The sequence below is a fragment of the Amycolatopsis anabasis genome (assembly GCF_009765355.1).
In the GTDB taxonomy this organism is placed as follows: domain Bacteria; phylum Actinomycetota; class Actinomycetes; order Mycobacteriales; family Pseudonocardiaceae; genus Amycolatopsis; species Amycolatopsis anabasis.
The window spans coordinates 197,209-209,721 of the sequence record NZ_VTHK01000011.1 but is presented as its reverse complement, the minus strand read 5'-3'; the positions used below and the strand labels follow the sequence as shown (position 1 = coordinate 209,721).

At 67.8% G+C, this 12,513-nt stretch carries 13 protein-coding genes; 9 read left to right on the top strand and 4 right to left on the bottom strand.

Translation table 11 applies throughout. The features are described 5' to 3' along the window. Positions 1–168: 168 nt before the first annotated feature. Both FXO23_RS17245 and FXO23_RS17240 read left to right on the top strand, forming a co-directional pair. Entirely contained in the window at positions 169–654 is a 486-nt protein-coding gene (locus FXO23_RS17245; RefSeq protein WP_246257443.1) for a bifunctional nuclease family protein, read from the top strand. A gap of 107 nt (positions 655–761) precedes the next feature. Next, positions 762–974, top strand: a complete 213-nt coding sequence (locus tag FXO23_RS17240) for a hypothetical protein (RefSeq protein WP_179956800.1) — start codon at positions 762–764, stop codon at positions 972–974. Positions 975–983: 9 nt separating this feature from the next. On the opposite strand, the gene FXO23_RS17235 is transcribed toward FXO23_RS17240, so the two are convergent. The 3 genes from FXO23_RS17235 to FXO23_RS17225 all read right to left on the bottom strand — a co-directional run bounded on the left by FXO23_RS17235 (position 984) and on the right by FXO23_RS17225 (position 4,677). Then, positions 984–1,232, bottom strand: coding sequence for a hypothetical protein (locus FXO23_RS17235; RefSeq protein ID WP_158886008.1), 249 nt, complete (start codon positions 1,230–1,232; stop codon positions 984–986). A 112-nt stretch (positions 1,233–1,344) separates the two neighbouring features. Further along, positions 1,345–1,686, bottom strand: coding sequence for a terpene synthase family protein (locus FXO23_RS17230; protein ID WP_158886006.1), 342 nt, complete (start codon positions 1,684–1,686; stop codon positions 1,345–1,347). 183 nt (positions 1,687–1,869) lie between these two features. Then, positions 1,870–4,677 carry an AfsR/SARP family transcriptional regulator gene (locus FXO23_RS17225; RefSeq protein ID WP_218952071.1) on the bottom strand — a complete coding sequence of 936 codons (2,808 nt, stop codon included), beginning with the start codon at positions 4,675–4,677 and terminating at the stop codon, positions 1,870–1,872. A 146-nt stretch (positions 4,678–4,823) separates the two neighbouring features. Between FXO23_RS17225 and FXO23_RS17220 the strand changes: the two genes are divergently transcribed. Both FXO23_RS17220 and FXO23_RS17215 read left to right on the top strand, forming a co-directional pair. Further along, positions 4,824–5,729: a hypothetical protein gene (locus tag FXO23_RS17220; RefSeq protein ID WP_158886004.1), complete on the top strand. Its 906-nt coding sequence runs from the start codon at positions 4,824–4,826 to the stop codon at positions 5,727–5,729. Beyond that, entirely contained in the window at positions 5,704–6,996 is a 1,293-nt protein-coding gene (locus tag FXO23_RS17215) for a hypothetical protein (RefSeq protein WP_158886002.1), read from the top strand. The genes FXO23_RS17220 and FXO23_RS17215 overlap by 26 nt, the downstream gene beginning before the upstream one ends. Before the next feature lie 236 nt (positions 6,997–7,232). Here FXO23_RS17215 and FXO23_RS52680 read toward each other — a convergent pair whose 3' ends face one another. Beyond that, entirely contained in the window at positions 7,233–7,436 is a 204-nt protein-coding gene (locus FXO23_RS52680; protein ID WP_158886000.1) for a hypothetical protein, read from the bottom strand. 748 nt (positions 7,437–8,184) lie between these two features. Here FXO23_RS52680 and FXO23_RS17205 point away from each other — a divergent pair. The 5 genes from FXO23_RS17205 to FXO23_RS17185 all read left to right on the top strand — a co-directional run bounded on the left by FXO23_RS17205 (position 8,185) and on the right by FXO23_RS17185 (position 12,454). Continuing rightward, the gene (locus FXO23_RS17205; protein ID WP_158885998.1) at positions 8,185–8,844 is read left to right on the top strand and encodes a helix-turn-helix transcriptional regulator; all 660 of its coding nucleotides are present in this window, start codon (positions 8,185–8,187) and stop codon (positions 8,842–8,844) included. Positions 8,845–8,875: 31 nt separating this feature from the next. Continuing rightward, positions 8,876–9,373, top strand: coding sequence for a DUF3291 domain-containing protein (locus tag FXO23_RS17200; RefSeq protein ID WP_158885996.1), 498 nt, complete (start codon positions 8,876–8,878; stop codon positions 9,371–9,373). Positions 9,374–9,877: 504 nt separating this feature from the next. Beyond that, entirely contained in the window at positions 9,878–11,218 is a 1,341-nt protein-coding gene (locus FXO23_RS17195; RefSeq protein WP_343034489.1) for a serine hydrolase domain-containing protein, read from the top strand. Between the two features lie 12 nt (positions 11,219–11,230). Beyond that, the gene (locus tag FXO23_RS17190) at positions 11,231–12,133 is read left to right on the top strand and encodes an ArsR/SmtB family transcription factor (protein ID WP_158885992.1); all 903 of its coding nucleotides are present in this window, start codon (positions 11,231–11,233) and stop codon (positions 12,131–12,133) included. Positions 12,134–12,241: 108 nt separating this feature from the next. Beyond that, on the top strand, positions 12,242–12,454 hold the full coding sequence (locus FXO23_RS17185; RefSeq protein WP_158885990.1) for an MbtH family protein: 213 nt from the start codon (positions 12,242–12,244) through the stop codon (positions 12,452–12,454). Positions 12,455–12,513: the final 59 nt, after the last annotated feature.

Here is a 12,513-nt window from a genome sequence, read left to right as displayed (position 1 = left end):
TGGGGAAGGCTGGCGAACCGGCCTGGCCGCTCGAGGTGGAAGAGCGGTCCCGGCAGCCCTGGATGGGTGATTGTTCTGGAGCGATGAAGATTCACGGTCGAGTTCCGCTCGGCGCGGCGGGAGTACGGTGGGGATATGGTCCCAGTGCGTTTGCACGGTGTGGCGGTGATGTCGCCGGATGCGGCCCCCGTGATGTTGCTCAGAGAAACCGTGGATTCCCGGCGATGGCTGCCCATCGTCATCGGTGTGCCTGAAGCCGAAGTGCTGGTCGCCCTTTTGGAGAAGGTCGAACCGGCACGGCCGAGCACGGTGGACTTGGTCGGCCTGGTGATCGACAAATTGGGGCACGCGGTCAGCCGAGTGGAGGTGACCGATCTGCGGGAGGGCATTTTCGTCGCTGACCTGGTCGTGGACGACCGTCTGAGGATCAGCGCGCGGCCGAGCGACGCGATCGCGATCGCCCTTCGCACCGGCGTGCCGGTGGAGGTCGACAACGGGGTGCTCGACGAAGCTTCGGTGGACCTTGAGGTTTCCGACGATTCGGAAATCGAAGGCTCCTCCCTGACCTTCCAGGACCAGGAACACACGGTCGAGGAATTCCGCGCCTTCCTCGACGAGGCGTCGCCCGAAGACTTCCGCGGCCCTCCCGGCTGACGCCGAGGTGGCATCGTGGTCGAGCCTGGCTTGGGGTGATTGATCGCGGCGATTCGGGGTACCCACGGGCCACCAGGAGTGAAGGAGGAGCCGTGTCGACCACCGAAATGGGTCAGGTGACCGGGACCAAGGACAAGAACTACAACATCATCTGGTTCGCCGAGGCCTGTCTGAGCAACGCGTTGCGGCTGGAGAGCTACATTCAGGACGCCGAGCGGGACGGCGACCGTGAGCTGGCGGGTTTCTTCCGGCGTGCGCAGAACGAAAGCCGTAAGGGCGCGGAACAGGCCAAGGAACTGCTGAAGCAGCGGCTCGACTAGTTGAACCAGTCAGGTGCTGGCCTGCGGTGCCTTACCGCCCTGGAGTAGCCGCGTCGCGCGTTCCAGCGCAGGCAGGAAGTCTTCGAAAAGCACGGTGCTTTCGTCGAAGCTCACCAGGCGCAAGGAATGATCGAACAGCGGGATGTCGATGTTGTTCCGAGACGGCTCGGCTTCCGGTTGAGTTTCGGCGTGTGCGGCACCAGCGCCCACTAGCAGCGACGCCAGGACGGCCGCCGCGCCGGTCAGTATCCTGGTCATATCTCCCTCTCGGCGTCCCCGCCGTCGGACTGGACACCCGAATCGGATGAATCCCAAGGAGTCCAAACGTACTTCTGATTTCCTCAGCCCGGCGTAGAGCGTAGCGTGGGTTTCAGCCGTGGTTCCACCACCAGGCTATGTTGGGATAGGGTATCTGCGGGTCAAGGTTGTGCAGGTAGCGCATGGGTTCGCTGGCGGTGGGGCGGAGTTTGTCGTACCGGCGCAGAAACAGCGAAGAGATTCGGTCGCGCACCACGACGGTTTCGGCGACGGCATCTTCCAGTGATATTTGCGGTTGTGGCGCAGCCCCTTCTTCGCTCTCCTTGCGGTAGGAGTAGATGTCGTTGTCGAGGGCGATGACGATGTCGGCGCTTTCCAGGAAGGCTTGGGCCGCGGGGCCAAGCCTGCGAGCACATCTCGATGACCGGCCAGGTGGTGTAGGCGCCCACGTCATCGATCCGGACCGCCAGGTAGTGGTCCTCGTTCAGCGGGGCTGCCGCGCGGCGAGCGGACTGTTTGCGCATGGTGCCGAGGACCTGCCCCACCACTTCCGCAGCGTGCATGATGTCGGAATTCGGGGAAAAGTGCCTATCGTCGATGACGAAGTACCAGACGCCGAAGAAGGGGGCGCCGCCGACTACGGGCGACCCCGTTGGCACTCAGGCGAATCGTCCTTGGCATCGGGCGGTGTTTCCGTGAGCCGCGCTTGGACCTGCTCGACTTCGCGGGTGCGGTTCTGGTCGTCGTACAGCGCGAGGGCCTGTTTCCAGAGCTGCCGCGCCGTGCGGTTCTGGCCGAGAGCGGCGTGGGTCCGGGCAAGGCGGTCGAGGGTGTCGGCTTCGGCGTAGCTGTGCCCGAGGTCGCGATGGATGCGGAGCGCCTGCCGGAAGTGATCGAGGGCTCGAAGGTGCTCGCCTTCGCCCTGGGCCAACTGGCCCAGGGAGGACAGGGCATCGGCCTCGCCGTCGCGGTCGGAGTGCCGGCGGAACAGGGTGAGGGCGAGGTCGGCATGGATCCGACCTTGCTCGTATTCACCGGTATCGGTGGAGTATTTCCCGACCTGGTTGTGTGCTTGAGCCTCCCACACCGGATTGCCGAGGGTCTGGAACAACGGAAGGGCGCGCGTGGCCTGGTCCAGCGCTCGGCGGTTGTCCCCGCGGCATTCCCACGCGTACGCGAGGACCAGGAGGGTGTGGGCCTGAGCTTCGACATCTCCCACCCGCCCGGCCAGTGCCATCGCCCGTTCGAGATTGTCCACCGCCTGATCGTGTTGATCGGCACGAATGAAGGCGATGCCGAGGTTGCGGTGGGCGAGGATCTGGGCGGCGGGATCGTCGAGGCACTCGGTGGCCGCCAGCCCCGCACGCCAGGCGCGGAGCTGGTGGTGCGAGTAACCCTGCCGGCGATGGAAGGTGTCCAACGTCCAGGCGATTCGCCAGACCGCGTCGTGCCAGCCGTGGTGAATCGCCAGCCGTTGGGCGGCAAGGACGTTGGCGTGCTCCGCGGCCAGCCACGCCAGCGCCGCGGTCTCGTCCCGTGGATGCAGGGGCTGGCAGCCGGTACCGGGTTCGCCGAGTTCGATTCGCATGCGGTGCGGGTGGAGAAGCCGTTCGGCCGCGTGGGCGGTGTGCAGGTAGAAGTCGGCCAACCGCCGCGCGGCGGCTTGCCGGGTGTCCTCGTCTCCGCTCCGGGCTGCCTGTTCGCCGGCGTAGAGGCGCAGCAGATCGTGCATGCGATAACGCCCGGGTACGTCTTCCTGGACGAGGTGAGCGGTGCGGAGTTCGCGCAGCACGAGCGGGACGTCGGGGGCGGGCAGGCCGCTGAGCGAGGCGACCGCGGCGCGGCTGACATCGGGGCCGTAGGCGTGTGCGAGCAGGGTGAACACCTCGGCGGCCCGGGGCGAGAGGTTCCGGTAGGAGGCGGCGAACACCGCCCGCATGCTGCCGGTGAGGCCGCCGGTGTCCAGTGCGTCCAGGCGGCTTGCGGTATCGCGAAGTTCCTCCGCGACGACCGCGAGGGGAAACGCGGGCCGGGCGGCGGCGCGGGCGGCCGCGATGCTCAGGGCGAGCGGGATTCCCTCGCACAGCTCGATCAGTTCGGTGACGACCTGAGGTTCGGCCGCGGTCCGATCGTGCCCGAGGTGGCCGGTGAGCAACTCGCGGGACTCCACCTCGTCGAGTCCGTCCAGGATCAGGGGATGCGCGCCGTGGGTGGCCGCGAGGTCACCGAGTTCTCGGCGGCTGGTCACCAGGACGGTGCAGGTGGGGCTACCGGGGAGCAGGGGAAGGATCTGGCCGGTGTCGTGGGCGTTGTCCAGCACGATCAGCAGGCTCCTGGTCGCGACCAGGCTGCGGTACAGCCCGGCTTGGGCGTGCGGGGTCGCCGGAATCGAGCCGGGCTCGGCGCCGAGCGCGTCCAGGAATCCGCGGAGGGCCGCTTCCGGGGGCAGTGGTTCCCCGGCCGGATCGAAACCGCGCAGATCGACGTAGAGCTGCCCGTCGGGGAAGCGATCGAGGTTGCGGTGTGCCCAGTGCAGGGCCAGCCAGGTCTTGCCGATCCCGCCGGGCCCGCCGATGGCCGAGATCGCCACCGTGCCCGCCGCCGCCTGCGCGATCTTGTCGAGTTCCGCGAGTGCACCGGCCCTGGCGACGAAGGTCGCCGGCGGCGCCGGTAGCTGACGCGGCACCACGACCGGCGGGGCCGGGGCCGGCGGGGCGAGCGCGGAATCGGCGGTGAGGATGCGCCGGTGCGTTTCCCGCAGCAGGGGACCGGGGTCGGCGCCGAGCTCTTCGGCGAGCAGGCGCCGCACCTGCTGGTAGTGCGCCAGCGCGTCGCGCTGGCGGCCGCTGCGGTACAGGGCAAGCAGGTACTGGCTTGCCAGCCGCTCGTTGAAGGGATGCCGGGACACCTGCGTGGCCAGTTCCCCGAGTATTTCCGCGTGCCGCCCCGCACGCAGCTTGAGGTCGACGAGGTCGATCTCGGCAGTGTGCCGCGCCTGCTCCACCCGCGCCCGCAGGCTGTTCACCCAGGGAGTGTCCAGTCCGGCGAAGGCCTCCCCGCGCCACAGTCCCAGCGCCCGTTCCAGCAGGACCTGGGCGCGCGGGTCCTCGGCCGTCCGTGCCTGCGCCAGGTACCGCTGGAACAGGTGCAGATCCACGGTGTCCGGGTCGAGTCGCAGCACGTAGCCCCCGGCCTGCTTGCCGATGTTGACGCCGTCGGCAGCGGACAGGGCCCGGCGCAAGCGGGACACGTAACTGTAGAGCGTGTCGCGGCCGCGCGCCGGAGGCCGATCGGCCCAAACCCGTTCCAGCAGCTCGTCCGCCGGAACACTCGTGTTCGCATCGGCCAGCAGCGCCACCAGCACGCACCGTTGACGGGCATGGCCGAGTTCGACGAACTCGCCGTCGACACGGGCTTCGACCTCACCCAGAAGTTGGAACTCCACCCGCCGGATATAGCCGGTTTGACTTGCGGATTCAAGGTCAATCGCAAGGTTCGTTGCATACCGGAGTTCTTATCGTCGCCCCCCATACCGCGGCGCCGGCCGCCGGAAGGGGCGCGACCGCGGCGAATCGCGCGAAAGAAGGTGTGATGCCACGACGTCAAATGACCCGGCTCAGACGCCGGACGCCGAAGAAGATCTGGATCTGGGCGGGATTCGCCGGTGGGCTGACCGTGGGAGCGGTGGGGGCGGCGGTGATCACCGGCGGTGGTGACGACCGGCCGCCCGCGCTCGCGACCGGTCAGACCACGCTGCCGGCGGAGTTCAAGGAACTGCTCGATCAGTACCTGGCCGAACAGGGATACCACCCGGCCGCGCAAGAGGCCGCGCCGCCGACCGTCCCGGAGACGCCGCCGACCGTTCCGGAGGCCGCACCGGTCAGCGAAGCCCCGCCGGTTCCACCCGCGCCGCCCGCTCCGGCTCAGGCGCCCCTCGCTTGGCTCCTCCCCGCCCGGGAGCGCGCGGTCGCCTCGGTCGCGTTCCCGTCCGAAACGAGTTCCGGACCGGTCGATGCGCCGTTCGCGGCGGTCCCGAGCGCGGTGGACGTGCGAGTTCCGCCGGTTTCAGCCGCGCTGGGGGTGCGGGTGGAACCGGTGGCGAACCAGGCGGAAGTGGAAACCGGCCCACCGCTCGCGAGCGCCGAAGCCCTGACCACGACGGCGGAGACCGCACCGGCTGCCGCGGCCACCATGGCGGCGCCCGAGCCGGTTGCCGTTGAGCCGGAGCCCTCCGCGCCCGGACGCGAGCGGGAACCAGCGATCGGCTATCCCGGTCCGGCGGTGGTGGGGGAGTACCAGCTCGCCGAACCAATGATGGCGCAGCGGAAGAAGCCGGAGCCAGACAAGGAAAGAGCGGAAGAACGGTCGCCTTCGAGGGAGAAGGCGGGCACGCACGAGAAGCCCGCGGCGATCGCGCCGAGCACGCAGGAGGAACCGATGGATGTGTCGCATGAGGAGGTGACCACGGTCAATGGCTTCCAAGGCAACGGCTTCTGAGACACCACTCGACGAAGCGCGGCGGCGGTTGCGCGCGGCGGGTATGCGAGTGCCGGCCCTGGCGGTGGCGACGGCAGTGGCCTTCGGCGGGGTTTCCTCCGTCGTCGAGGCGGTCGCGATCGCCGATCCGACACCGCCCCCTTCGGCGTCGGGCGAGGACCCCGGTGGTGGGAAGGCCCGCGAATTCTGGCGGTGGTACCAGGAGCAGCGGCTCAAGCACGCCGTTCGGTTCGACGAGTTCCTGAACCGCAAAGGTCTGCAGGGGATCAAGGGACTCGCCGAGAAGTGGACGGGCAACCCGACCGCCTCCTGGATGGTCCGCTACGGCTGGGCGCTCGAAGGCCTGCCCCAGCTGAAGAAGGACTGGGACACGGTGAAAGGCAAGTTCAAGCGCAAGAAGGGGGGAGACGGAAAGGATCCCGACGATCCCGGGCAGCAGGTTCGCCCCTCGAAAGGGCCGAAAGACCCCGGATCCACCGGGGCGCAGGCCACTCCGACGAACCCGCCCGCCACCGGGAAGAAAACCACCACGGGCAAGGGCACGCCGACCCCGAAGCGGGGGGTCACACCACCCGGGAAGACCACGATCAAGGTGCCGGTCGGCAAGCGTGCTGGTTCCAGGACCGGAGCTGCGGAGCTCATCGGCGAACTGCTCGGCCAGGCATACCAAGGACATGTCGATGCCGAACACCGGAAGCTGCTGGAGAAAGCGCTGCGCGATCCGGCACTGCGCCAGCGGATCATCAACGACTACCACCAGATCAAGGACGACAACCCGCTCGAGACACTCGGTCGCGGCTTCGACACCTCCAAGGGATTCACCCAGGGCGCCACGAGGGACATCGCGCCCAAGCTGATCGAATTCCAGAAGAAGCTCGATGCCAGGCTGAAGGCCGTGCAGGAGGCCGCGAACAGGTCCAGTTCCGATCCGCTGTACCGGCAGGCCCGGCGGGATTGCGGCGGTTACGAGACCTGCGTGGCGGACCGGGTCCAGAAGCTGCGCGCCAAGGCACGGCAGGCCAAATTGGACAAAGCTCGCGACGCCTTGATCGCCGGCAAGAAGTCCGTTTCGACGCCGACCGGCAAGCACACCACCAGAACCGCCGGCAAACCGATGTCGAAGAGCGACCGGGCCAAGTTGGACCGGGCTCGTGACGCGCTCATCGCGGACAAGAAGTCGGTCTCCACTCCGAAGGGCAAGCACGCCGCCAAGCCCAAGAACGCCCAGTACAAGGCGGCGCTGAAGAAGCAGAGCCTCCCGGCCTGACCCGGCCGAGAAGCACCGGCGTGGACGGGCGCCCGACTGGTGGCGCCCGTCCACGACGATCGTCGGCGGCGTTGCCCGGCCGACGCAGCGTCCTGCCGCTGGGTGGAACAGTCCGGGACCGATGCAGTTGACGAGGGCAGGTTTTCGTGTCCGCTTGGCCCTTCTCTCAATTCTCCGGCTTGGCCGGTCCCATCCACCTGTATCAATGTCTTTCGGCGAAGTCAGAAGTAATGCGCCTATGCCCGCGGCGGTTCCTCACCGGCCGCGGTCAGCGCCGCGTCCCGCAATGCCGCACGCAACCGTCCCACCTCCAGTGGGGACAGCACCGCGTACTCGCCCGCCGAAGCCACGACAACTCGTTCTCCCCAAACCACTACCGAAACCGGTCGCTTTCGACCATCCAGATCCCGGCCTGCGATGGACCACTCCCCATTCGCCATCCGACGATCCGCCCTTCTGCCCACGTCTCGTGCATCTGCTCGTGAACATACATACCCGCTGCTCCCGCGCAGGCAAATACGCAATACCGCGAACGAAGGTTTCCCAACGGGCGCGGACGGAGGAAGGGACGAGAACCCAACACGAAGAAATGACAACTTGCAGCGATCATGCCAAGATCTTTTCCAGTTTGGTACGGCCGTCTAGGTTCGCCAGGTCGAACACCTCATCACGGCGAGTGGTCTCGGGCCCGATGCGCCTCCACGCACGAGTGATACGTCGGTTGAGCGGCAACCGGCGCCGAAACACCCCTCCGGGTGACGACCGCGGGTGAGGTGCCGCGCCTGGCGGCCCGAGAAGTGAGCATCGTCGTCGAACGGGGCTTGACCGCGACCGGCTCCGCCGACCATTTCCAGCGGCGGCGTATTTCACGCGGGAGAACATCCTCCCAAAGTAAGTTTCCCGATAGTCCACGAACTTGCTGCGGACGGTATCGGTCTGCGCCATCTCAACGTGAAGGCGGTGTTCGCGAACTCGTTTACCCTGCCCAGACCGGTCGGCATGGTCCGCGCCCTGGACATCGCCGGACTTCCCTTGGAAGGCAGGCGTCAGGGGTGATGACGATGCCTGGAATAGGCACAGCGTCGACGGAGCAGGTGGGGGAGAGACGGAGCGGATGGGCTGACCGCGGTCAGGCTCGTGCCAGACGCGCCTTCTAACGAGAGTTTCCGTTGTTCTTAGAATGGCCGCGTGGAGGACATCGAGGCGATCGCCGTTCTGCAGGATCCCGTCCGGCGGCGGCTGTATGACTACGTGGCCGCCCAGGACCATGAGGTGAGCCGGAATGAGGCGGCTGAGGGCGCTGGGATCCAGCGCACGCTCGCTGCCTTCCATCTCGACAAGCTCGTGGACGCGGGGCTGCTGGAGACCGAAAGCAGGCGTCTGAGCGGGCGTTCGGGCCCGGGTGCCGGGCGGCCGGCCAAGCTCTACCGCCGGTCCGGTGCCGAGCACCAGTTCTCGGTCCCGGCGCGCGACTACCGCGTCGCCGCCGACCTGCTGGCCGAGGTGGTGGAGGTCGCTCGGCTGGACACCGAGTTGCAGGCCGCCGCCCGGCGGGAGGGGCGGGCCGCTCGCGCCGCCGCCGGGCCGGTCGAAGGTCTCGCCGCGGCGAAGGCCCTGCTGGCCGCTCGCGGCTACGAGCCTCGCATGGACGCCGACGGGGGTGTCCTGCGCATGGCCAACTGTCCCTTCCATGTCCTCTCCGAGCGGCATCCGGCGTTGGTGTGCGGCATGAACCTGGCGCTGCTGGAAGGGCTTGTGGAGGGCGCCGAAGGGCTGCGGGCCCGCATGGACCCGCGCCCGGGGCTGTGCTGCGTCGTTGTCGAACGTTCTAAAAATAATGGTGATTGACATAGAGAGGTCGCGATGGTGAGGTGAGGGCATGACGGGATATCACCTCGCCCAGCTCAACGTGGGCACCTTGAAATTCCCCCTTGATGACGTCCGCATGCACGGCTTCACGTCCATGCTCGACACGCTGAACGAGGTCGCCGACAACGCGCCCGGCTTCGTCTGGCGGCTGGTGGAGGACGGGGGCAACGACGCCACCGGGATCCGAACGTCGCTGGGCGACGAGGTCCTGGTGAACATGTCGGTCTGGGAGAGCCGAGACGCCTTGTGGGACTATGTCTATCGCAGCGGTCACCTGGACGTGCTGCGCCGTCGTGCGGAGTGGTTCCAGTTGCCGAAGGCGCCGTTCCAGGTGATGTGGTGGATCCCCGCCGGGCACATCCCCACCGTCGAGGAGGCCGTCGAGCGTCTGGAACTGCTACGCGAGCAGGGCCCCTCGTCCATTGCCTTCGGTTTCAGGGACGCCTACCTGCCTGAGGAAGCCGCCTCGGCGCGGTGGCGGCCGGCGGCGGCCGCAGTCAAAACGTAGGCAGATCACCGGCCGGGCGCCGCCATCGCCATGTACGACGTCCGGGGCAGGGGTTCCGGCTCCGAGTCGTGGTCTTCGCAGTGAGGTGCACTACGAGCGGCTGGGCAACTCCACCGTGACGAGGTGCCGTGCGCCGCCGGTCTTTGCTGATCTAGTGGCCGGCATCCTCAGATCTTTGCCGTACCCCGCTGTCGCTTGTAAGGAGTTCCACGGTGGTTCCGTGCGTTGTTTGCCGGAATAGGGTGGTTATCCCGTATTCGCGCGGAACCGACTGGGGTTCAGTTCATTCGTCATGACGGCGCTTCCGGTCGATCGTGTCTCTTGAGATGGGCGCCCGGTTGTGGGCGTGGTCACTGTGACGTCCGGTGGCTGCGCCTTGTTTGTCATGTTGTTCCGGAAATTGGATGTGTTGTCCCGCCGGCGTGACATGCAACGTGGAATCTTTCCGGAATTCCGGAAAGTAAGGGTCGTCCTGTGCTGCGCACACATTTGTATGGGACGTGTATGCGGTCGTTTGACCATCGCGCCATGATGTCTCGCCAATCCAGCGGAGATGGGAATGATGACCGGCTTTGCCGTCTTTTGAAACAGATTGCCGGGAAATGTCACGTTCCCGGGGCGCAGCTGACGTTGCACCGGTCCGGAGAAACGACGACGGTGGTGACCGGGGAGCGAGTCGCCGGGGCGCCGGTGCGTCCGGGCACGCCGTTCCCGCTCGGCTCGGTGAGCAAGTGCTTCACCGCGACGGTGGCCATGCAACTCGTCGCCGACGGCGACCTCGCGCTCGACGCGCCCCTTTCGGAGTATCTGCCCGAACTGGCGGCTTCCCGCGCTCGCGCGCCACGAGAGGTGACCCTGCGCCAGGTGCTCAGCCACACCGGCGGCCTCGTCTCCGACCACGAACCCGAAGACGAGGGCGCGGGTGTCCCGCACCGGTACGCGCTGGCCGTTCGCGATCTCGGTGACGTGGGCGTGCCCGGGGATTCCTTTTCCTACTCCAACACCGGTTACGTGCTCGTGGGCCATCTCGTCGAGCGGATCGCCGGGCTGGACTGGTGGGATGCGGTGGATTCCTTCGTGAACGGTCCGCTCGGGCTCGCCGTCGCGCGCCTCGGCGACCCCGTTGTCGCGCGGCGGATGGCGGTGCCGCATGTGGTCACCGGTGGCGTGGCCCGGGAGGTCGAACCGTTGCTGCCGGCGGGGTGGGCGCCGGCGGGCGGGCTTGTCGGGACGAGTGCGGATCTGGTCGCGTTCGCCCTGGCCCATCTCGATGGCGACCTGGTGCCCGACGACCTCGCCGCGCTCATGCGGCGCCCGGTGGAGGCCGAACCGTTCGGCATCGCCGACGGCTGGGGCCTGGGCTGGGGCGTGTACGAGGGGCCGGGCGGCCGCTGGGCCGGGCACGACGGCACGCTGGCCGGGACGACCTGTTCGTTGCGCTTCCACCCGGAAACGCGGACCGCGCTCGCCCTGGTGACCAACGCCTCGACCGGGCTCGACCTGTGGGCCGAAATCGTCGCGGAGTTGGAGGTGGGCACCTACGAGCCCGCCGCCGTCGAACCTGCCCCGGGGGCCGACCTCGACGAGTTCGCCGGTGACTACCGAAACGACACGACCTGCTTCTCGGTCCGCGCGCGCGGGACCGGCGGGCTCCAGCTCGAGGACGGGACCGGTTTCGCCGCCGTGCTGATGCCCGGGCGCGAGGACGTGTTCGGCGTTCGGCCCGACGGCGATCTCGGAGCGGCACCGCATATCGGCCGGTTCCTCCGCGATTCCGAGGGCCGGGTCAGCGCGATCCAGTTCAGCGGCCGGATAGCGCGGCGGAACGAGCGGGCGGCGAGATAGGACGCGCGAATCATGCGGAAGATCTACTTCGAACTCGAGGACGTGGTCCGGATCGACCGGCTCAAGACCCTGGGCCCGGAGACCGAGTCGATCTTCGCCCTGGACGCCTACCTGTACGGCCGCGGGCGGGCGATCACCGACTGGCGGCGGCGGGTCCGCGGCCAGCTCGGCGAGCTGAACCAGCCGATCTCCGCGCTGGCCGGAGTGCTGCGCCCGGTGCCGGAACTGTTGTGGCTGCTGGACGAACGGCTCGAACCGGACCCCGGCCGCCTCGCCGCCACCGGTCTCACCGCCGATCAGTTGGCCGGATTGGTCCAGCGGTTCGGCGAGGCCGTGGTGGCACCGTACTGGACCAGGGTCCTGGCACATCTCGACGGCGAGGAACGGGCGCGGGCCCGCGGCGCGGCGGGGACCGGGCTGGAATCGTTCCTGCGCAGCCTGCACAGCCGGATCCGGTGGAACTGGCCGATCCTGGAGGTGCGCGGCGGGGAATCCGGTGAGTTCCGGCTCGACCGGCAGGGACTGCTCATCGTCCCGTCGGCCTTCCTGCTCGAGCAGCCCGCTCTGCTCATCGAGCGCGTGCGGTCCCGCGGCCGCCCCGCGTTGATCGTCTCCGCGGCACCGAGCCCGGAGGTCCCGGGTGGCCTCTGGACCGGTGTGGACACCGGCGACGAAGCGTTGTGCGCGCTCGTCGGCCGCACCCGGGCGAAAGTGCTCCAGTCCCTTCGCGACGGCTGCACGACCGGGGAACTCGCCCGCAGGCTCGGAATCTCCGCCGCCGCGGTCAGCCAGCACACCGGTGTGCTGCGTGACGCGGGCCTCATCACCACCCTGCGCTCCCGAAATACCGTTCTGCACAACCTGACCGCATTGGGCGAACAACTCACCCTGGGCCGCATGCTCGTCTCGAACTGAGGGCTTTCCGGGGTGTTTTCGCGGTGGCTTAAGTTCGTTGACGAGTTTCCTGGGTGAGTCCAGCATGTTAATCACCGTCAAGGTACTGGGGATGACTGGGAGGATGCTGTGTCGAACCCGTTCGAAAATCCAGACGGGGATTATCTGGTGCTGGTGAACGCCGAGTTCCAGCACTCGCTGTGGCCCGCTTTCGCGGAGGTGCCGGACGGCTGGGAAGTGGCGTACGGCAAGGCGGATCGTGCCGCCTGCCTGGAGTACGTGACCGCCAACTGGACTGATCTCCGCCCGAAGAGCCTGATCGAACGCATGGCGAATCCGTAATCGTAATACCGTTTCAAGTCTTTGTTCTCCGCCGGTTGGGTTTCTCTTTACCGTGCCGG